This window comes from Litoribrevibacter albus (assembly GCF_030159995.1).
Classification (GTDB): Bacteria; Pseudomonadota; Gammaproteobacteria; order Pseudomonadales; family Litoribrevibacteraceae; genus Litoribrevibacter; species Litoribrevibacter albus.
Map to the genome: position 1 here is coordinate 238,201 of NZ_BSNM01000014.1, position 21,482 is coordinate 259,682.

Here is a 21,482-nt window from a genome sequence, read left to right on the forward strand (position 1 = left end):
TACCTCAAATCTTTGTACGGTGCGTATATTAGTTATTTAAAATGCATAATTGAAATTAATGAGATCTATGTTTGGTATTTATCTGGTGAATGTGGTCGATGGACTGAGAGTTTCTTAGTTAAATAAAGCAGTTAGCTTAAGTTTCAATAGCTGAAAAACGGTGTCTATAGATGTGGAAAAGGTGTTCTGAATTATCAGAATGCAACCTAATATCGGCTACTCAAATAGTGAGAGTTTGTGACCATGAACTTTCAGCCAGTGTTTAGACAATAGGTAATCTGGATCAATGGTTCTCACTAATTTCCAAAAAGCCTCAGAGTGGTTCAGGTACTTTAAATGGCATACTTCATGACAAACTAAAGAGCGAACGATCTTCATAGGGGCCATCATGATCAGCCAATTGAATTGCAGTCGTCCTTCATGGGTGCAGTGACCCCATTTGGTTTTTGTGCGGCGGAATTTAATGTCTTTCACTCGATGGCTTAATTCAAGTTGAGCAGAGGTTTCTGAAACCAGATCAGGGATGATTTGTTTGGCCTTAGATAGTAGGTAGTCAGCGAACACCTTCTCAATACGCTTTTGATCCATTCTTGTTACATGGATGCACAACTTTTCTTGGTGTTCTATAACACCGCTGCGAGGCGCCAATGATATTTCAACGGTTTTGAGTTCGCCAAGAATAGGAAGAGCTTGACCATTACGCAGTTGGTAAACTTCATTTGTCTTGTTTTGAACAGATTCTAACTGTTTCTCTATCCAGGTGCTTTTACTTAAAACAAATTGCTGAATATATGCTTTGGATGTTCCTATCGGCGCGCGAACTTCAACCCCCTGGCCTGTAACGTACAAGCCGATGCTTTTACGCTTGCTATGTTTGATCTTTAGCATGTCGAGTTTGAAGTGACTCATAATAAAAACAAATGGTTAGCGAGTTAATTTAAGATTGTTTATTAGTATAGGTTTGTTGTTCGAAATCTACGATCTTGGCTAAGAGTTTGAGACTTTTAATGGTCTTATAAGACCTTCCTGACCGTTGATTTTAATTTCAAGAGCAAGGCTAAGTAAAAAGCCAAGTTCGTTATCTGGAAAGCCTTTCTTAGCAAACCACAATAAATAAGGTTCTGGCAGTTCAATAATGGTCCGGCCTTGATATTTGCCAAATGGCATGCGTTGGTTGGCGAGTTTAACTAAGTGTTCTTTTTCGATCATAGAGCGTGCTATTTAAACAATGTAAAGGTAAGTATCGTAAAGGGTAAGAGTGGGGTGCTATGACGATGTTCTAGTGCATACGGTGAGGTTCCAGTTCGATCTTTTGAATCTGCTGGCCAAGCATTATTACCCGGCCAAAGTAACGTTCATTTCCATCCACTGAAAATTCAAAGTAGTAGCTTCTCCAGGGTTTTATGGTGCCATTAGTATCTCGCTTGAACCAAAATTTTCGAAGGTAGACTGCTTGATCCAGGAGTTCTACATCCATTTTATGGCAGTATGAACGCGCAGCCTGATAGGCGCGTTGCTTAGAGCCTCTTGATTGCCACCAAAGCAACATCAAGAACAATAAAATAAAGATCAGTAGCAAGTCTGTAAGTTCGTACATGGCGATGAAACTGCGTTATAAAGCTATTTGTTCTCGATACTACTATTTTCTATCAATATTCGCAGCTTACATTCTTCAATTGTTTCAATGGTGGCTAATTGCTCAATATTTTTCTCTGTGATCATGCGTCCTTTGGCAATGAGCAAAATACCGTAATTGTTAACAACATCTCGGGCCGTGATCATTCCTGGATGCAGTGCCATTACTTCCATTGCTGATTCATTCGGAGCAAGATTGCAAAGGTCATACTTTCCAACAAGCTTATGCAGTTTGTTGACTAGCTTGGTTTCGTAAACTTTCCCTGAGCGGCTTTTGATATAGGCAAACGCACCATTGGCGTCGCGAGGTGCTTCGAAGAGAAGGGCCAGTTGCAAACCTACGAAGTCTTTTGCAATTCTTAGTATTTTGGCTCCGTAGGATATTTCCTGACGATCCAGGCGTTTTGGAAAGCCTGTGCCATCCAGGTTTTCCATGTGTTCATTAATGAAGCGGGCGCACTCATCGAGGCCTTTAATGCTCATTAGGATAGATGCACCGACCGTTGGGTATTTTCGGTATTGCTTGAAATGTTCGTCCGAGAGTTTTGACTCACATTGATCGAGTACTTCATCAGGTAAACTGATCTTTCCTAGTTCATGGAGTAAGCCGGCATAAGCCACTTGTTTGCAGATGTGTTCAGGGAGATCACACATTTCGGCGATTTCACCCGCAAGCTCTCCCACCATTGCAGGGCGTTGACGCTCGGTTTGGAATCGACTTGAAACAACCGTTGAAAACACGCGAATAAAGGTGTCATAGCTGTCAATCAATTCAGAGTAGGACTTATCCAGCAACCCCATAGTTCGGTTAAGTTCTTGGGTACGCTCTTCTACTTTACTTTCTAGTTCCGAGTTAAAGGATTTGAGCTTTTTATTTTGCTTATGAGTGATGACCAATAATTGGTTTCGCTCACGCTCAAGACGCTTTACTTTCAAAGCCTCTTCAATGGTCCGTTTGAGATCTTCATCCTCCCAAGGCTTACTAATATAACGGTAAATACCGCCTTTATTCAGGGCCTCAATAGTTGATGTGATATCAGAGTGACCCGTAAGTAATATGCTTTTGGTGGATGGCGCTTTTTCGCGTGCGAGAGACAAGAACTCTGCACCGTTCATTCTGGGCATTCGCATGTCAGAGACAATCAGATCAATAGGTGTTTCATCCATGATCTCTAAAGCTTCAGGCCCACTTTCTGCAAAGAGACATTCAAAGCTTTCTTTCTTAAACAGCCGTTTCAGTGCGCGTAAAATTTGGGGTTCATCATCAACAAAAAGTACTTTTTCAATTATTTGAGAGCTGCTTTTAACCACAGGAGAGTTCACGCTGTTCTCCTTCCATTGGTTGTTTCACAGGTAAAATGGTCGTAAAGGTTGTTCCTACACCGACTTCGCTGTCCACATGTATGATTCCGTGATGACGTTGAATGATTCCATACGAAAGGGACAGTCCAAGCCCCGTTCCTTTTCCTATGGGTTTTGTCGTAAAAAATGGGTCGAATATTTTTTTCAAATGCTCTTTCTCGATGCCGTGCCCGGTATCTGTGATTGAGAACTGAACCATTTCATCAGAAAGTTGCTCCGTGGTGATGGTTATGGTGCCTTTCTTATCAATGGAGTGGGCGGCATTAACTATAAAGTTTAGCGCGACCTGACAGATTTGCGATTCGACCATTTGAATTTCAGGTAATTCGGCGAAATCGGTTTCTACATCGACTTTATACTTGATTTCGTTATGAGCGATATTTAGTGCTTTATTGAGAGGAACCTGCAAATCACAGTGCTCAAAGTTTCCTGAGTCTGTGCGGGAAAAGTCTTTAAGATCCTGAACAATGCTACTGACTCTGGATATCCCGTCATTTGCATCATCCAGTAGATCAGGCAGATCTTCTTCAAGGTCTTCTAAGTCAATTTCTTCTGCAATTTCATCAAAAAAGGCAAGCATTCCTTGGTCTTTTTCATCGACCAATCTCTGTCTGACTTGCTTGAATTTTTCTAAAAGGGTTTTGCTGTAAGACCCTAAAACTGAAATGTTGGTTTTTACAAAGCCAATAGGGTTATTAATTTCATGAGCTACACCAGCGGCAAGTTGACCGATTGAGGCCATTTTTTCGGATTGGAGCAGTTGTTCTTGTGCTTCTTGTAGCTGCTGAATTAATTCTTTTTGTGTTTCTCGCTCTTGCTTTAAGGCTTTATTCGATTTTGCCAGCGCACGCATCAGACTGTTTTTATCCAGCCCCATAAAGACAGAAGAAATAATTTGCTCGATATAAGCGCGATCAGTAACAGAGTAGGGTTCCTTTTCTGCTGACTTGAACAACACAATTAATGCGTTTCTGTTTCGGGCGGCACTGCGCGCTGGCCCAAGGAGCACGTGGTCGAATAATTCTCCCGTCTCCGGGTTTTTGGCCTTATAGGGATTGTTTTCAACAAAGTACCCTCGGAGTTCTTCCACCTCTTTGCGTTCTTTGAAGTGATCAAGCTTTTCTTTTAGCTCTAGTTCTGTTCCGCCTTTAAACGCATTTAACGCGGGTTTGTCCTGAACAAAGATCGCGCCTTGGGAGGAATTACTAATGATGACCAATCGAGTGAGTAACTCGCTGTATAAGCTGCTGTCTTCCCGAATAATGTTTTTTGTCCATTCAATGCATTCAGACCAGACCACTTGGTATCTCATGTGGTTTTGCAGGTCATCTAAATCTTCCTGGGTCTGCATTAATGCTCGTTTAAGGCCCATAGAATTGGCAAAGAGATATAGAACTTCTCTGTCAAGTGAAGGCCGAGGCGCTCCAGCTTTGGTCAGTAATATGACGATAGAAGCCTGAGAGGCACTGATTGCTACTGAAAATACATGTGCAGAATAGGGGGTGTCTTCATACTCGACTTTTGCTTCCTGCCAAACACCTTCTTTGTGTATTTCCAATGCTGTATTGAAGATGATTTCAGGGGGGATGTCGGTAATGCTCTCGGGCGATTCAGAGTAAAGTGCATTATTAATGTTTGCACTGTACTCTGCCTGTTGCCAAATCCAAGCAAGCCCACAGTTGTTTAATGTCATTTTGAACGCATCAAAGATTTCAACCAGTGACTGGTCTGTACATGCTTTTTGATGATTCATCGCTTCAATCCTTTGGAATTAAACTGTCCTTGAAAACAGTACTATTTGTAATAGTCAAGGACAGTAGCTGCGTCAAGGTATATTCAGGTGTTTAAGGGCTTTTACTTTCTAATAATAGGAGTGTTAATTGGATTAGACCTAGTTGAAGAATAAGATTCTTTGTTTCAAAAATTCCTCAATACTTTTTTTAGACGGAAGAACTCGGAATAACCGACTATTTCAGTTAGAATAGCGCGCCCTTGTTAATTGATTAAAGAATAAACAGTTATGCCGTCTGCTGTTGCACCTAGTTCCACAAAAAAAATCACTCAAATCTTTGATTATCCAAAGTATTGGGCTGAATGCTTTGGCGTTGCCCCATTTCTTCCTACTTCTCGCTCTGAAATGGATGAGCTAGGTTGGGATAGCTGTGACATTATCTTAGTAACAGGGGATGCTTATGTTGATCATCCTAGTTTTGGTATGGCAGTGATTGGCCGAACACTTGAAGCACAAGGTTTCCGAGTAGGCATTATTGACCAGCCGGATTGGCGTGAAAAAGAGAATTTTGAACGTCTGGGTAAACCTAATCTGTTCTTTGGTGTGACTGCGGGCAACATGGATTCAATGATCAACCGTTACACGGCTGATCGTCGTTTACGCCATGATGATGCTTATACTCCTAATGAAGAGCCTGGCAAACGTCCTGATCGAGCAGTTACTGTTTATACCCAGAAATGTAAGGAAGCCTATAAAGATGTGCCTGTCATTATTGGTGGCATTGAGGCCAGCCTTAGACGTTTAGCGCATTACGATTATTGGTCTGAAAGTATCCGACGTTCCGTACTGCTGGATTCCACCGCAGACATGTTGATGTTCGGGAACTCTGAACGCGCACTGGTAGAAGTAGCTCATCGAATCGCAAACGGTGAAAAAGTCACTGAGATAACGGATGTTCGTGGAACCGGTTTCCTACGAAAAGACATGCCAGCGGGTTGGGATGAAATTGATTCGACTCGGGTAGATCAGCCTGGGCGAGTGGTTGCAAGACCGAATCCGTACGAATACGTTAACGAAGATGAAAAACCTCAAATGGGCTCGGAAGAAGCAGTAACGATCATTCCTGATGTCTCTGCGCGCCAAACAGATCCAACCCGCAGCTATATTAGGCTGCCGTCGTTTGAGCAGGTAAGAAAGGACGAGATCCTTTATGCTCATACGGATCGTATCTTCCATAAAGAAACCAACCCTGGCAATGCACGAGCTTTGGTCCAACGTCATGGCCGAAATGACGTGTGGCTGAATCCGCCTCCGATCCCGCTTACCACAGAAGAGCTGGATTGGGTGTTTGAAATGGCTTACCAGCGAGTGCCTCATCCAAAGTATGGCGATGCCAGAATTCCAGCCTATGAAATGATTCGTTTCTCAGTGAACATCATGCGAGGCTGCTTTGGTGGCTGTACTTTCTGTTCTATTACCGAACACGAAGGCCGAATTATTCAGAGTCGCTCTGAAGCGTCAATTTTGGAAGAAATTGAAAAGATCAGAGATAAGACGCCAGGCTTTACCGGGATGATCTCTGATCTTGGCGGGCCAACGGCGAATATGTATCGTCTTAACTGTAAAGATAAGAAGATTGAAGAAAGCTGTCGTCGTCCGTCTTGTGTCTATCCGACCATTTGTTCGAATCTAAATACAGATCATAGCCCGACCACTCAGCTATACAGGAAAGCCAGGGATATTGATGGGGTTAAGAAAATTGCTATTGCTTCCGGGTTAAGATACGACCTTGCAGTGGAAGACCCTGAATACGTTAAAGAGCTTGTGACTCATCACGTGGGTGGCTACCTCAAAATTGCTCCTGAGCACAGTGAAGATGGCCCGCTAAGTAAGATGATGAAGCCGGGCATGGGGACGTATTATCGCTTTAAGAACATGTTTGAGAAGTTCTCTAAGGAAGCGGGCAAAGAACAATATCTAATCCCATATTTCATTTCTGCCCATCCAGGGTCTACTGATCGCGATATGATGAGTCTGGCTTTATGGTTGAAACAGAATGGTTTCCGTGTTGATCAGGTTCAAAACTTCTATCCGTCTCCGATGGCAACGGCTTCCACCATGTATTACACAGAACGTAATCCATTGAAGCCTATTAAAAAGGATGGTGAGCGAGTCTTCAGTGCCAAGACGAAGGAACAAAGAAAGCTGCATAAAGCCTTCTTGAGATACCATGATCCGGACAATTGGCCGATGCTTCGTGAAGCGTTGAAACGTATGGGTAAAGCTAATCTGATTGGACGAGGCAAAGATTGTTTGGTGCCACCGGAGTCTCGTCTGGAGATTGATGCTCGTCGCCGAAATCACCGAATGAAGAATCGTTCTGTGAAGAATTTCAACACAGCTCGAACGCAGCATACAGGATTACCGTACAATCCTGATCAGAAGCCGGGGCAGAATAAGCCTGCCAAACCGGCTAAAGGCAATAAGCCCGCTGGAACCAAGAAGCCTACTGGGGCCAAGAAACCAGCAGGCTCCAAAAACGCTCCTAAGTCTAAAAAACGATAGTCGAATTACTAAAAACCGGGCATAGCTCGGTTTTTAGTGTGCTATTGCTTTCGATCAAGAATTTCAAAACTAATTAATGACTTTCAGCTTACATGTGTTAGCATACGCGCACTTTTTTGAGTGACTGTTTGAGGTACTTGTGCGCCGTACTATCTATACCACACCTGTGGTACGTCAAATCTTCTGGGTGTTATCATGGATTGGTATAAAGCTGTCAGGCTGGAAGTTGGTAGGAACGCCTCCTAAAGAGAAGAAGTTTGTGTTAGTGGCTGTGCCACACACCAGTAATTGGGACTTTCCGATTACATTAGCAATGGCTTTCTTGTTTGGTTTTAGATTGAACTGGATGGGAAAACATACCTTATTTAAAGGGCCTATGGGGCCTATCATGAAGTGGCTTGGTGGTATACCAGTCGATCGTCGTCAAAAGAATAATTTGGTTGAGCAAATCGTTCTTGGTCTTAATCAATTGGATGAGTGTGCTCTGGCTATCCCTCCTGAAGGTACTCGCTCAAGAACGGAAAAGTGGAAGACGGGCTTCTATTACATTGCTCAAGGCGCGGATATTCCAATCGGCCTTGCCTTCCTGGATTACAAGCAAAAGCGAGGCGGCTTCGGTCCTACTTTCTATTTGACCGGGGATGTTGATAGAGATATTGCTGAAATGCAGGCCTTCTATAAAGGTATATCTGGTAAGCACGAAGACCAATGTGCTAATGAATGATTCGCCAACAATTAATGCTGTACAAGTATCAATTGTGCTATTACTAAGGAGTCGCTACACTGCGGCTCTTTTTATATCTGCTTTCTTTCTAAGCTTTCCGCTATTTAATTTAACTGTGTAATCCAACTGAGTAATTCCATGCTGAGCTATCGACACGCATTTCATGCAGGCAATCACGCTGATGTTCTTAAACATTCTGTTTTGGTTTCGATCCTTGAGTATTATCTGAAAAAGGATAAACCGTTTTGGTACATCGATAGTCACTCTGGTGCAGGGTTTTATAAGCTGGACAGTAAGTTTGCAGCGAAGAATTCAGAATACAAAACGGGTATCAGCAAAGTCTTGTACAAAGAGGATATGCCGTCTTTGATCAAGTCGTATCAATCTTTGGTTTCAGAAGCTAATGAAGGTCACCGCAGTCTGACTTTTTACCCTGGTTCTCCTTGGTTTGCTGCTAAGATGTTGCGTCCGGCTGACAAGCTTCGTTTGCATGAGCTACACCCGAACGACGCGAAACTATTGACGGAAAATATGCAGACCTTGGTTCGTAAAAGAGCACACATTGAGTTGTCTGATGGTTTTACCGGCGTTAAGGCGGTTATGCCGCCACCGACCAAACGTGCCGTTGTCTTGATTGATCCACCTTATGAGGATAAGAAGGATTACCAGAAAGTTGCGAAACTTCTTAAAAGTGCCTTGCAGCGCTTTAAGAGTGGTACCTTTGCGGTTTGGTATCCTCAACTGTCTTCAATAGAAAGTCGCGAATTTCCTAAGCTGCTAAAGAAATGTGGTGCTGAATCCTGGTTGCATGCGACTCTTTCCGTTAAAGGAATGCCGAAAGAGAAGGGGATGTATGGCAGTGGTATGTTTATTGTTAACCCGCCTTACGTACTTCCTGAACTGCTTAATGAAGCCTTGCCAGTGATGAAATCCCTGATGTGCGACCCGTTATCAGGCGATTTTGCGTTGGAATATGAAGGAATCTAGCGATAGATTGAGGCTGGATAGGTATTCACTCCTGAATTAATCAGGAGTGAATCGAACTATTACTCGTACGTGCAGAAGTACGCAGTATCAATAGCTACTTTCAATTGAAACTTTGAATTAGCAGCGATTTCAAAAGAACTGCCTTTTTCAAAGGTTTGCCACTCAGTTTCGCCTGGTAGCAGGACAGTCAAAGCGCCAGACACAACGGTCATCACTTCATTTTGGCTTGTACCGAACTCATACTCACCTGGTGCCATAACACCTACTGTTGCAGGAAGCGTTTCCGTTTGTAGTGCAATGGATTTTACTTTCCCATCAAAGTATTCATTTACTTCTAGCATGTTTTGTCCTCTGTGTGACTCAGGGTGAGTCTCAAAAAATTGGTGGTGCATTCTACCACAGACATACTTTTAGCAAAGAGACTCTTTCGGTCAGGCTGGCCTATTTTCTATCTCTGAACGCAGTGTCTCATAATAATGAGAGGTGAGAGAGAGCAGATTCAGCTAGCTTTAAGGTTGTAATTCACCAAAAAGGGGTACGGTATGAAGTTATTTGCAGTGCTTCAACGTATGCTGATTGCAGGAGCCATGTCAGTATCTCTTTCAGGACTTTCAATGTTGGCCCATGCTGAAGAGTGGGCGGGTTTGTATCTTGGAAAGGTTTCTGGTCAGCCCTCTCAACTAACACTTAATCGTGCTGGTGTAGATGTAATAGGTGTTCTTGATACAGAGGGTTATCGCTATAAAGTGGAAGGCAACCTTCAAGATGGCAAATTAATAGGTTTTTGTCGTGATATCAAAACGGGTAAAACGGGTCAGTTATCTGCGGTTTCTACTGATAGAGCGATTATTATCCGGGTAATTCTGCCAGGCTTTCACCGTCCTGCTCGGTTAGTCTTTGAGCGGGCTGAAAACTCACACAGAATATTCACCAAAATTGCGATGAGATGACCTAACGTTTTAATCCCTTCAGCAAATTGTTTAGAATCGCACTTCTTTTTTGAAGTGCGTTTTTTTATGGCTCTTACTCCAGAACAGCTTTCAGTGATTCGACATGAAAATGGTCATGCTAAGGTGATGGCTGTTGCTGGTGCCGGTAAAACGACCACCTTAGTGTATTTTGTTCGACAGTGCCTTACTCGGGGCTTGCAGCCCAGACGTATATTGGTGTTGATGTACAACAAAGCCGCGCAGGAGGATTTTCAGGCCAAGCTTCGTCAGCTGTTGTCTAAAGGCGATTCCTCTTTCGTATCCATTCCTGAAGTTCGAACTTTTCATTCCCTGGGGTTAAGAATTTATAAGCAGTTGATCCAAATGGGGCTTTTGCCTGTATTTAATCAACGTTTGCTTTCTGACGGTGAAATAGAGTCGGAAGTCTGGCGATTGCTCCAGGCGTGTAGTGATCCAGAGACGGCAAAAGATATATTGGATCAGAAAAGTAAGTGGGTAGAGCCTGCGGTAAGCTTTATTGATCTTGTTAAGTCGACGCTTCGAAGCCCGGAAGAGGTGTTTGAATCATCGGGTCTGCCTCGTGTTTGTCATTTCTTTCCAAAGGTTTTTCATAAGTTTGAGTCATGGCGCAAGCAACAAGCTCGAATTTCGTTCAGTGACATGCTGTATGACCCGTGTTGTTTCCTGTCAAAAAATTCTGCGGTTGCCCAGCAGTTTTCTGGTCACATGCAGCAAATCATTGTGGATGAATACCAGGACATTAATGAGATTCAACAGTTTTTGCTGACGATGGTGCGTGGTGATCGCGGAGATCTCATGGTGGTGGGTGATCCAGATCAGACGATTTATGAATTTCGGGGGTCTCGACCGGAGTTTATGACCACTGAGTTTGATCATGCTTTCGAAGGTGTCACGCTCTACAACCTCTCTAATACCTTTCGTTATGGTCACAGGCTTTCGCTTCTGTGTAATTTCTTGATTGAGAAAAATCCTGATCGAAAAGGTGTGCTGTGCTTATCGCATTCACAAAACCCGGATACGAAAATCTATCTGGATGAATACGACGATTACAGTAAGCAAGTCATTCATACCGTTCGCCAATATTCTGGGTCGCTTGCCTTAAGTCAGATTGCTATCCTGAATCGTATATGGGCAATAAGTGCTCCCATTGAATTGGCTTTGTTAGAGCACGATATTCCTTATACGCTTGATCATTCCGTGTCGGTACTTGATCGTAAAGAGCTGGCAAGCTTTGAAGCCTTACTGTTGATTGCCTCTGGGCAATACTCTGGTCTCACTGTAGAGCATAAGACTGACTTGTTAATCACATTGCTTACCCAGCCTTTTCCCAAGATACGAAGAAAAGTCTTGCTTCAAATTGCTCAGTTGGCGGCTCAGTTCGGTGATCAACCAGGGAAATCGATCCGAAGCGTGATGCCTGATAACCTTTCAAATCGACAGGCGGATCAGCTTTTAGCGCGTTCTCGTTTGTTGGATCAGTCACAAACCGATCGTTTTACTTCGGACCAATTGCTGCAAAAATTCTTCAATATTACGGATATGGAAGAGGGGATTCGTGACAGTGCCTTTTCGGCTCAGCAGGTGGATGATCGTCTTGAAACAGTTCGAGCTTTTATGAGGTACTTCAGAGGGCTACAGCTTCCATCAAAAGACGGTTGGTCTCATTGGCAGTCGTTGCGAGAAAAGCGGCAGTCGTCGAATGTAGATGGTGTTAAGTTAACATCAATGCACAGAGCGAAAGGGCTTGAGTGGCCATGCGTTATCATTCCGGCGTTAAGTCAGCGGTTCATGCCGTATCAGCCTGAGGGAGAGCTTACTGTACCGTCCTCGATTGAGAGTGAACGACGATTGATGTACGTTGCTATGACGCGAGCAAAGTCTTTTCTCCACATTCTTGTGCCCAAATCATCAGGTTCTGATTCCAGCGCTAATTCAGATTTGCCAAGCCCTTTTGTTTCAGAAATGGCCTTTGAGACTTCGGATGTGGTCGGGGCCAGTCTGTCAAAGGGGACAAATTCGACCATCAAAGTGCCTGTGAAAAATTTTCAGATGGCCGCGGATTACTGTCTTAACGTGAATATTCCTCAAACACTTGAAATGATTGATGAACCAGAGTCATTGGGGGCGATTAATAGAGCGACTAAAGCAATTTCCAGCTCAAGCTCTAAACGACAGATGAGCCCAAAGGTTAGGCATCAGGTCTATGGAGAGGGTGTGATTCTGGCCGACGAGAAGAAATACTGGATCATTAAATTCGAAACAGGCATTGAGAAGCAATTTGATAAACGCGTTGCTTCCCAGTATTTAGAGTTTCTATAACGAACAATCTAATAAGTTGTTAATCGCAGATCTGCGATAGTGCGGCTTCTTTGCCAAAAGTCATCGAAAATTGTTATTTGTTTGGCAATCTCTGCTCTATTAGAACTTAGCTCGCCTTGAATGCTCCGGGTTCTGGCTCGAATGGTCATGTGGCCGTCATCCGAAATCATATATTCACGGTAATCAATTTCATCATCGGTAGGTACTAATTTACGAATGCTGATGGAGGAAGGGATTTTCTCGTACAGACTCCGCAAACCGTGTGTGCAAGACACCATGTCTTTCTCATTGATCACTAGGACTTTGATTTCAGTGAATCGGCTTCTTCGGCAGTGGTGGCTGAAAATGTTTAATAAACGAGCATCGCTGAATATATCTGCTGGTAGTGTTGGAGAATATATTTTGATTGTTCTTGTGCAGTGTTCAGCAATTTGTATAAGCGCTTCCAGATAGGATTCCTTGTCATTGAATCCTTTGATTTGATCAATGTTTTGCATGATGTTGCCATCATAAATAGGGGATGAGCTGGAGTGTTGCCGATCTTCACGAACTATCTTGTATTTCATCATCTGGGCTGGAAGACCATATTCAGAAATAGGGGCGCCTTCTGACTGGAATCCAAAATGAACGTAATATGGTGCGATTCTTACATCTTCAAGAATGGAAAGTTCATCAAAGCTGGTTTTGGTTTTTGCGTATTTGACAATGTGCTCGATGAGTTTGTTTTCAATGCCCTTCATTTGATATTCAATGAGAACCTGAGGTCGGGAGATTCGACCATTATCCATTAGGCGGCAACAGCCAACGGCTCTATGTTCTTCATTGTAAGCAATGAAATGAATGCTCTTGTTATCGTAAACATCAAAGGCCCGGGAAACGGGAATACCTTTCTGAAAGGCGACGACGCTTCGTAGCTTTTTTAGCTCTGTTTGGCCTGATTGCCAGGTGGTTTCATGGACGATGATGTTGGGTGTATTCATGAGTGAGACCTACTACAAAACGAGCAGGCTCACTTACATTCGTTATTCAACGTATAGCCAGTCTTGCTCGTACAGGTTTTTAATAATTTTTATATTCTCGTTACAGACCAGAAGCTTATTATGCTTTTCAATAGAAATGCAACGTTCTTGGCACAATAGCATAATCAGTTCGTTGGATTTATTTGTTGATGGGATGCGGTGCCCATTCACAAATAGTACTAAGGTTTTATCCTCTTCAATGTACACGAAACGCGCTTGTTCGTTCCTTGCAAGCATGTCAGAGCTTTCAATGATTGCTGCCATTTCTTCGTCAGAAACCGAGAACGGGATCTCGTCTTGATTCTCTTCATATTTAGGCTGAGACATGAAGCCTGCAAACCATTCCTTGATAGATGCACGATCAGAAACGGCTTGTGTGATGATTTTTTGAAGCTCATCAATGGTTGAATCTGTAATCAGTCCTGGATTTTCTATCTGACCGGTAAACGTATCAGTGAACCTTTGGTCCGAGCTCAATTTGTCCGACATGAAGCCAGCGAAACCCTCAAGGATTTCACCATGAGATGGAGCTCGAAAGCCTACTGAGTAGGTTTGGCAGGGGGTAGCTGCAACACCAAAGTGGGGGACTCTAGGTGGAATGTAAAGAATGTCACCAGGTTTGGTGTGCCACTCTTGTGTGCTGTCAAATTCAGCAAGAATATGCAAAGGCGTATCCTTTCTGAATTCAGTATCGGCGGTGCAAGGGTCACCTATTTGCCAGATTCTTTCGCCTTCTGCCTGAATAAGAAATACATCGTATTGATCGTAGTGAGGCCCAACGCTGCCACCTGGTACCGCAAAGCTGATCATTAAATCATCCAATCGCCAGTTCGGGATGAAATTAAAGTATTCCAGTAATTGGCTTCCATCAGGGATAACTTGGTCCACGGCTTGAACAAGTAAGGTCCAGGCTTTCTCTGGGAGTTGACTGAAAACCTTTTCGTCAAATGGTCCGTTTTTAAGCTCCCAAGGATGATTTGGCCCGTGTTCAAAGATCAATCTCGACTCGATGTTTTCTTCGCACGCTAAACCGGCTAACTCATCAGCAGAAAGGATAGGCTCAAACGCTTCGAAAGCGTTTTGAATGAATAACGGTTTCTTTTGCCAATATTCGTTAAGAAACTCTTCTTCGGTAATACCGGCTTTTTCAAAAATATTCATAGCGCATCCTTGTATGCTGCATTGGCGAGTTGTGATTTTATTGCGATAAAAAAATAAGGGCCAATTGGCCCTTATATAAGTTTAGCTGACTGTGGCCTTAGATGTTTTTGGCTTGCTCAATTGCATTACCAATGTAGGTTGCAGGCGTCATATCAATCAAGATTTGTTTGGCTTCGGCTGGGATGTCCAGCGTTTCTACAAAGCTTTGCATTGCTTGTTGATCGATCGTTTTACCACGAGTCAGTTCTTTTAGCTTCTCGTAAGCGCCTTCAATGTTATAACGACGCATTACTGTTTGAATCGGCTCAGCCATTACTTCCCAGGCATTGTTCAGGTCTGCCAGCAGGCGGTCAGCGTTCAGTTCTAATTTGCTGATGCCTTTCAATGTTGCGCCATAAGCAATCAAAGAGTAACCCAAGCCAACACCAAGGTTACGAAGAACTGTGGAGTCGGTTAGGTCACGCTGCCAGCGAGAGATTGGTAGCTTGGCAGACAAGTGCTGCATGATAGCGTTAGCAATGCCCAGGTTGCCTTCAGAGTTTTCGAAGTCGATTGGGTTAACTTTGTGTGGCATGGTTGAAGAACCAACTTCACCAGCTACAGGGCGCTGTTTGAAGTAACCTAAAGAAATATATGCCCAGATGTCACGATCGAAATCAATCAGGATGGTGTTGAAGCGAGCAATTGCGTCGTAAAGCTCTGCAATGTAATCGTGCGGTTCGATCTGAGTGGTGTATGGGTTCCAGGTTAAGCCAAGGGACTCAACAAAGGTTTTGGCATGTGCAACCCAGTCAACATCTGGATAAGCTGATAGGTGAGCGTTGTAGTTACCAACGGCGCCATTGATCTTACCTAGTAGCTTTACGTTTTTAACGGAGTTTAGTTGTAGCTCAAGACGAGCCACTACGTTTGCCATCTCTTTACCCATAGTGGTCGGAGAAGCCGTTTGACCATGTGTACGAGACAGCATTGGCTGTTCTGCGTATTCATGTGCCAATGCACGGATGGCATCGATCACTTTAGTCATTTCAGGGATGATGGTTTCTTCTAGACCACCAGACAGCATTAACGCGTGAGACAGGTTGTTAATGTCTTCAGAAGTACATGCAAAGTGTACAAACTCCAACACTTTGTTCAGTTCTGCATTGTCTTTAATGCGTTCTTTGATTAGGTACTCAACGGCTTTAACGTCATGGTTTGTGCCGCCAGGGCCAGTTTCAATGTCTTTTACTCGGTTTGCTTCCGCTTCAGAGAAACCATCTACCAGAGTGTTTAGTAGTGCATTTGCTTCATCAGAAAATGGCGCAACTTCTTGAATGGCAGGGTTGTTTGCTAGCGCTTGTAGCCAACGAACTTCAACTTTCACGCGGTTACGGATAAGTCCATATTCACTAAAGTGATTGCGTAAAGCTTTTGTCTTGCTACCGTAGCGGCCATCGACAGGAGATAGAGCAGTTAATGCATTAAGGTTCATTTTAGTTACCGTTTAGTATTTAGGTGGCTAGGTTTAGTTTCTCTTGGTTTCAGTGAATCTCTGTCACTGATAACCTGAATTCATTAAGCGGTCACAGGCTTGCTGGTATTGCTTTCTCGAAAAAATTAAGTGCCAGCGTCTACCGCCCACTTGGCGCCATAAAATGGCTGCTCGAACGCCTGCTAAAAGGATAGCCCGTATTTTTTCGGCGTTAGTAGGGTTCTGTAAGTAGGTTGGATTACCATTCACTTGAATTCTGAATTTCAATGTACTGATGGTGTCTTTGTATAAATCAGCCAATGATTTGATGATGTTTTCATGGGTGATATCAAAGTGTTCCAGTTGCTTATCCAACTGATCCAGCCGCTCAGCAATCACATTCAGTAATTCAGGTTCCCTGCGTAAACGTGACTCGATATGGAGTAAGGAAATTGCATATCGTAAGGCATTAGGTGTGATGCCCTGAGACTTGGGTGTCATAAACTCTTTTTGAGCATGCAGTCCTTGTCTAAGGTTGTGTGCACTTGATCCAAATACGCTTAGAGTATTTTCAGGGTTTGTCACTGTGAGCGACTTTAAGCTGCTTTCTAGCGAGAATGAATTACAGTTACCCTGGTTGGCAATTTGATCCACCATAAAGGCTGCCTGAAAAACTCCAGCTAGGGCAATGGTTCTGTCTTCAATTGTATGTTTCAAATCTCTACCAACTCACAACAAGAATTTAGGATATTCGTTTACGACTGTTCGAAGGTTGTTTCGATGATGCCGCCGCCAAGGCAGATTTCACCGTCGTAAAACACAACAGATTGACCAGGGGTTACAGCCCGCTGAGGGTCATCAAAGATGACTTTATATCGGCCATCATTCATTCGTTCCACTGTACAGGCCTGATCTGGCTGACGATAACGTGTCTTAGCAGTTAGCTTGCTTTCGTTAACCGGGGCATCATTTACCCAATCGAGTTTGTTTGCGATTAACCCATCACAATACAGTAGTGGGTGCTGTCCGCCTTGAACAACGACTAATACGTTCCGGGTGAGGTCTTTTTTGGCAACGTACCAGGGATCTTCACTGTAGTTGCTTAATCCACCAATCCCTAATCCTTGTCTCTGACCTAGCGTGTGATACATCAGTCCGTCATGACGTCCTATCACATCGCCTTCTGATGTCTCTATGTTTCCAGGTTGGGCAGGAATGTATTGTTTTAAGAAATCTTTAAAGCGTCGCTCACCAATAAAACAGATACCTGTGCTGTCTTTTTTATTGTGAGTGATCAGGTCGTGTTCTTCTGCAATTCGGCGCACTTCGGGTTTTTCCAGTTCACCGACCGGGAACAGTGTTTTGGCAATTTTCTCGCCACCCACTGCATGAAGGAAATAGCTCTGATCCTTATTTCCGTCTAATCCTTTAACAAGGCACGCTTGTCCATTGATTTCTTGCTTTCGGCAATAGTGGCCTGTAGCGATGTAATCTGCGCCAAGGTGGATGGCATAGTCCAGAAAAGCTCGGAATTTAATTTCTTTGTTGCAAAGGATATCCGGATTCGGGGTGCGTCCTGCCTTGTATTCTTCAATGAAGTGTTCAAAAACGCGATCCCAGTATTCTGCCGCAAAGTTGGCTTTATGCAATTTGATGCCAAGTTTATCGGCGACAGCCTGTGCATCCGCCAGATCATCCATTGCGGTACAGTATTCCGTCCCGTCATCTTCTTCCCAGTTCTTCATAAACAAGCCTTCAACTTCATAGCCTTGTTGCTGAAGAAGTAGGGCGGATACGGATGAGTCAACGCCGCCTGACATGCCAACTATTACTTTCATGAACCTTCCTGACTGATGGTCAACTGAATTCTTAAATGGAGATGTTAAATATGTTCATATATGAGTTCTAACGGTTGATGGGGGCGATTGAGGTAATCTTCAATGCACTTCAACACGATAGGGCTTCTCATCATTTCAGGTTGTGCTTTGATTTCGTCCAATGAAAGCCAGCAAGCTTCTATAATGCCGTCGTCCAGCGTTGCTTTTGGGTCAAACTCAATAATAGAACCCACAAAGCAATATCTGTGATATGTCACTCCATTAGCAGGAGCTTTATAAATATAAGAGCCTACAAAGCTATCAATGGAAACTTGATAGCCTGTTTCTTCATATGTTTCCCGGACGGCAGCGTCGAATACAGATTCATCCGCTTCGATATGGCCTGCTGGTTGGTTATAGACCTCTATACCATTGGAAATTTCTTTAACGAGGAGGAATTTCCCATCTTTTTCTATGATGGTGGCGACTGTTCCGTGAGGTGTCCAAACCATATTGCTAACCAGAGTAAAAATTAGGTGGCTATTCTAGGATAAATTAGCTCAACTGTTAAATTTTCTTGGCTTTTTATTACGGCTAGTGCTGTTTTTGCTGCGGTTAGAGGGGATTTTTCGGTTACTTTTTCTTGCTTGTGGTTTGGAATTTGATGGAGCGGGTACGTTAACTTCCAAAAATGTGTGTGTGCCGTTAGCAAGCTTATCAATGTTCCAAGGGCCGATGGAATATCGAATTAGTCTTAGTGTTGGGCATCCAACATGAGCTGTCATACGGCGAACCTGACGATTGCGTCCTTCTGAAATAGTTAGGGCAACCCAGCTTGTAGGAATGTTGGCGCGCTCTCTGATGGGTGGATTTCTGGGCCAGAGATTGGTTGGCTCATCTATGCGTTCTGCCTTTGCAGGTTTTGTCATTCCGTCTTTTAGTTCGACGCCAGTGCGTAGTCTGACTAGCTGTTCTTCAGTAATCTCACCTTCGACTTGTACCCAATAGGTTTTGGGCATTTTGTGTTTAGGGTGAGCAATTTTGTGCTGTAATTGCCCATTGTTTGTGAGCAGTAATAGCCCTTCAGAATCATAATCCAGTCGGCCGGCAGCATAGAAACCGTCTTCAGTAATGAAATCAGCAAGAGTAGAGCGCCCTTGATCATCGGTGAACTGTGAAAGAACATTGAATGGCTTGTTGAATAAAATGAGGTTTTTCATGGTGCTCTATAAATAGTGTAATTTAGAGCGCATTGTATCGGATTGTCGTGCTGATTGGATTGTCTAAACTAAAAATAGAAAAATAAATTAGAGGAATGCTATTGGTTAAAGTATTTACAGATCCGAATGGTTTCATTGTGGTGCACGTAAGGAATCTACTTGAGATTGAAGGGGTCAGTGCTGAACTAAGAAATGAATATGCTGCAGGTGCTACTGGTGAGTTGGCTTACGTGGATGTCTGGCCTGAATTGTGGGTGGAGGATTGGCTTCAGGATCGAGCTAGCGCACTTATTAAAGCTATGAATTCTGACAAGTTGGCTGGTGTATGGTGTTGTTGTACTTGTCGGGAGGAAAATGAACCTGCATTCGATTTCTGTTGGAAGTGTGGTGAAGACAGATCTGATTGGTAGCTAAAATGAGGTGATACAAAAAAGCCAGCGTGACGCTGGCTTTTTTGTGGGCATTGAAGATTACATGTTCGGGTAGTTTGGACCACCAGTACCTTCAGGTGCCACCCAAGTAATGTTTTGGCTTGGGTCTTTAATGTCACAGGTTTTACAGTGAACACAGTTTTGAGCGTTGATCTGGAACTTGTCGGAACCGTCTTCTTCGTTCTTTACAATCTCATATACGCCAGCAGGGCAGTAGCGTTGTGCTGGTTCAGCGTACATAGGAAGGTTTTGCTGAAGAGGAATGTTCGGATCAGTTAACTGAAGGTGAACAGGCTGATCTTCTTCGTGGTTAGTATTCGATAGGAATACAGAAGAAAGACGATCGAAGCTGATAACGCCATCTGGTTTAGGGTACTGAATCTCTTTGCTCTCTGAAGCAGGCTTAAGTTGCTCGTGATCAGGCTTAGGATCTTGCAGAGTAAACGGAAGCTTACCGCCAAAGATATTTTGGTCGATGAAAGTGAATGCGCCGCCGCCCCAAAGGCCGAACTTGTGCATCGCAGGACCAAAGTTACGAGCTTTGTATAGGTCTTCATGCAACCAACTAGACTCGAACTTAGTTTTGAATTCAGTAATTTCGTCGTTTGCACGGCCTGCTTTTAAGGCTTCGAAAATTGATTCCGCAGCTAGCATGCCAGATTTCATTGCAGTGTGAGATCCTTTGATCTTCGCAGCGTTCAAAGTACCTGCATCACAACCTACTAGAAGACCACCAGGGAAGCTCATCTTAGGAAGTGCCTGTAGGCCACCTTTAGCGATAGCGCGAGCACCGTAAGAAACACGCTTACCACCTTCAAGATATTGCTTGATTACCGGGTGGTGCTTGTAACGCTGGAACTCTTCGAATGGACTCATGTATGGGTTGCTGTAGCTAAGGTCTACAATCAAACCAACAACCACTTGGTTATTTTCGATGTGGTAAAGGAAAGAACCGCCGCCAGTACCATCTTCCAAAGGCCAGCCAGCAGTGTGAACTACCAAGCCTTCTTCGTGTTTGGCTGGGTCGATGTCCCAAAGTTCTTTGATGCCAATGCCGTAGTGTTGTGGACCTTTGCCTTCATTTAGGTTGAAGTCATTGATTAGACGCTTGCCTAAGTGGCCACGGCAGCCTTCAGCAAATACAGTATATTTAGCGCGTAGTTCCATGCCTGGCATGAAGCTGTCTTTAGCTTCGCCGTCCATGCCGATGCCCATGTCACCAGTAATGATGCCTTGAACTTCGCCATTTTCGCCTTTAATAATTTCTTGAGCTGCGAAACCAGGGAAGATTTCTACACCCAGCTCTTCTGCTTGCTCTGCTAACCAGCGGCACACGTTACCAAGGCTAACAATGTAGTTGCCTTCGTTGTGCATTGGTTTTGGAATAAATGGTGCAGGTGTCTTGATCGCTTTTTCTTCGCCAGTAAGAACATAAATGTCGTCACGAATTACTGGAGTATTAAGCGGAGCACCTTTTTCTTTCCAGTCTGGGATCAGCTCATTAAGTGCTCTTGGTTCAAAAACAGCACCGGAGAGGATGTGTGCACCGACTTCGGAGCCTTTTTCTACTACACATACTGTAAGTTCTTGCTCAGCTTCATTCGCTTGTTGCATTAGTCGAATCGCTGTAGATAGGCCAGAAGGACCTGCACCAACGACTACAACGTCGAACTCCATTGAATCTCTTTCCACTTCCACGTCTCTTCTCCTCACGCTGATTGAACACGTGTGTTTTCAAGTTGTTATGCATTAATTAAATGTAAGAATAGTTGCATGAGTTACCTATATTAAAGGTGGTCTCATACCGCATAACAAAATTCGAACTACCGTTTAAAACGGGTGCATTATAAATAACTATTTGGAAAATCGCCAATTTCTCACGATTATTTATTGTTTTAATACATGGTTTTCTTGAAAAGCTGGTTAAAACTAAAGCAGGTTGGCTATAATTTCGCCAGCGAGAGCAATGCTTTTATATGGCATTGGTCCAAAAACACGGTTTATCTTGACCTAGACAAATTTTGGGGTCAGTATATGGCCGCTTTTTTGTTACTAAATGTGAACACTTTGCGTATGAAAAGTGAGT

General features: G+C 43.6%; 19 protein-coding genes and 1 pseudogene. 6 read left to right on the forward strand and 14 right to left on the reverse strand.

What is annotated here, in order from left to right; translation table 11 throughout:
* Positions 1-216 precede the first annotated feature (216 nt).
* The 5 genes from QQL66_RS11405 to QQL66_RS11425 form a co-directional block, all read right to left on the reverse strand.
* Positions 217-909 (reverse strand): M48 family metallopeptidase, encoded by a 693-nt coding sequence (locus tag QQL66_RS11405; protein WP_284381492.1) that lies wholly within the window; start codon positions 907-909, stop codon positions 217-219.
* A 78-nt stretch (positions 910-987) separates the two neighbouring features.
* Positions 988-1,209, reverse strand: a complete 222-nt coding sequence (locus QQL66_RS11410) for a DUF3820 family protein (RefSeq protein WP_284381493.1) — start codon at positions 1,207-1,209, stop codon at positions 988-990.
* 70 nt (positions 1,210-1,279) lie between these two features.
* A complete protein-coding gene (locus QQL66_RS11415; protein WP_284381494.1) occupies positions 1,280-1,597 on the reverse strand; it encodes a DUF3301 domain-containing protein in 318 nt (105 codons plus the stop codon).
* A gap of 23 nt (positions 1,598-1,620) precedes the next feature.
* A complete protein-coding gene (gene nosR / locus QQL66_RS11420) occupies positions 1,621-2,958 on the reverse strand; it encodes a response regulator c-di-GMP phosphodiesterase, NosR family (RefSeq protein ID WP_284381495.1) in 1,338 nt (445 codons plus the stop codon).
* Entirely contained in the window at positions 2,939-4,750 is a 1,812-nt protein-coding gene (locus tag QQL66_RS11425; RefSeq protein WP_284381496.1) for a sensor histidine kinase, read from the reverse strand. The genes nosR and QQL66_RS11425 overlap by 20 nt, the downstream gene beginning before the upstream one ends.
* Positions 4,751-5,017: 267 nt before the next feature.
* On the opposite strand from QQL66_RS11425, the gene QQL66_RS11430 reads away from it, so the two are divergent.
* From QQL66_RS11430 to QQL66_RS11440, 3 genes are all read left to right on the forward strand, one after another.
* A complete protein-coding gene (locus QQL66_RS11430) occupies positions 5,018-7,294 on the forward strand; it encodes a YgiQ family radical SAM protein (RefSeq protein ID WP_284381497.1) in 2,277 nt (758 codons plus the stop codon).
* Between the two features lie 139 nt (positions 7,295-7,433).
* Positions 7,434-8,018, forward strand: coding sequence for a lysophospholipid acyltransferase family protein (locus tag QQL66_RS11435; protein ID WP_284381498.1), 585 nt, complete (start codon positions 7,434-7,436; stop codon positions 8,016-8,018).
* A gap of 138 nt (positions 8,019-8,156) precedes the next feature.
* Positions 8,157-9,005: a 23S rRNA (adenine(2030)-N(6))-methyltransferase RlmJ gene (locus QQL66_RS11440; protein WP_284381499.1), complete on the forward strand. Its 849-nt coding sequence runs from the start codon at positions 8,157-8,159 to the stop codon at positions 9,003-9,005.
* Positions 9,006-9,064: 59 nt separating this feature from the next.
* Here QQL66_RS11440 and ppnP read toward each other — a convergent pair whose 3' ends face one another.
* Entirely contained in the window at positions 9,065-9,346 is a 282-nt protein-coding gene (ppnP, locus tag QQL66_RS11445; RefSeq protein ID WP_284381501.1) for a pyrimidine/purine nucleoside phosphorylase, read from the reverse strand.
* Positions 9,347-9,547: 201 nt separating this feature from the next.
* Between ppnP and QQL66_RS11450 the strand changes: the two genes are divergently transcribed.
* Both QQL66_RS11450 and QQL66_RS11455 read left to right on the forward strand, forming a co-directional pair.
* Complete coding sequence (locus QQL66_RS11450; protein WP_284381503.1) at positions 9,548-9,955, forward strand: hypothetical protein; 408 nt, start codon at positions 9,548-9,550, stop codon at positions 9,953-9,955.
* 66 nt (positions 9,956-10,021) lie between these two features.
* Entirely contained in the window at positions 10,022-12,295 is a 2,274-nt protein-coding gene (locus tag QQL66_RS11455; RefSeq protein ID WP_284381504.1) for an ATP-dependent helicase, read from the forward strand.
* A gap of 8 nt (positions 12,296-12,303) precedes the next feature.
* On the opposite strand, the gene QQL66_RS11460 is transcribed toward QQL66_RS11455, so the two are convergent.
* The 7 genes and pseudogenes from QQL66_RS11460 to QQL66_RS11490 all read right to left on the reverse strand — a co-directional run bounded on the left by QQL66_RS11460 (position 12,304) and on the right by QQL66_RS11490 (position 18,965).
* Positions 12,304-13,275 (reverse strand): GNAT family N-acetyltransferase, encoded by a 972-nt coding sequence (locus tag QQL66_RS11460; RefSeq protein ID WP_284381506.1) that lies wholly within the window; start codon positions 13,273-13,275, stop codon positions 12,304-12,306.
* 42 nt (positions 13,276-13,317) lie between these two features.
* A complete protein-coding gene (locus tag QQL66_RS11465) occupies positions 13,318-14,475 on the reverse strand; it encodes a cupin domain-containing protein (protein ID WP_284381508.1) in 1,158 nt (385 codons plus the stop codon).
* A gap of 97 nt (positions 14,476-14,572) precedes the next feature.
* Positions 14,573-15,949, reverse strand: coding sequence for an adenylosuccinate lyase (gene purB / locus QQL66_RS11470; RefSeq protein ID WP_284381510.1), 1,377 nt, complete (start codon positions 15,947-15,949; stop codon positions 14,573-14,575).
* Positions 15,950-16,012: 63 nt separating this feature from the next.
* Positions 16,013-16,645, reverse strand: a complete 633-nt coding sequence (gene hflD / locus QQL66_RS11475) for a high frequency lysogenization protein HflD (protein WP_284381512.1) — start codon at positions 16,643-16,645, stop codon at positions 16,013-16,015.
* Positions 16,646-16,683: 38 nt separating this feature from the next.
* Positions 16,684-17,811 (reverse strand): annotated as a pseudogene (gene mnmA, locus QQL66_RS11480) (tRNA 2-thiouridine(34) synthase MnmA); the annotation flags it as partial.
* Entirely contained in the window at positions 17,811-18,257 is a 447-nt protein-coding gene (locus QQL66_RS11485; protein WP_284381514.1) for an NUDIX hydrolase, read from the reverse strand. The pseudogene mnmA and the gene QQL66_RS11485, both read right to left, overlap by 1 nt.
* Before the next feature lie 48 nt (positions 18,258-18,305).
* On the reverse strand, positions 18,306-18,965 hold the full coding sequence (locus QQL66_RS11490) for an rRNA large subunit pseudouridine synthase E (protein ID WP_284381516.1): 660 nt from the start codon (positions 18,963-18,965) through the stop codon (positions 18,306-18,308).
* 101 nt (positions 18,966-19,066) lie between these two features.
* Here QQL66_RS11490 and QQL66_RS11495 point away from each other — a divergent pair, with 101 nt between their 5' ends.
* Positions 19,067-19,375 carry a putative signal transducing protein gene (locus tag QQL66_RS11495; protein ID WP_284381517.1) on the forward strand — a complete coding sequence of 103 codons (309 nt, stop codon included), beginning with the start codon at positions 19,067-19,069 and terminating at the stop codon, positions 19,373-19,375.
* Between the two features lie 60 nt (positions 19,376-19,435).
* On the opposite strand, the gene QQL66_RS11500 is transcribed toward QQL66_RS11495, so the two are convergent.
* Positions 19,436-21,088: an electron transfer flavoprotein-ubiquinone oxidoreductase gene (locus QQL66_RS11500; RefSeq protein WP_284381827.1), complete on the reverse strand. Its 1,653-nt coding sequence runs from the start codon at positions 21,086-21,088 to the stop codon at positions 19,436-19,438.
* Between the last annotated feature and the right edge of the window lie 394 nt (positions 21,089-21,482).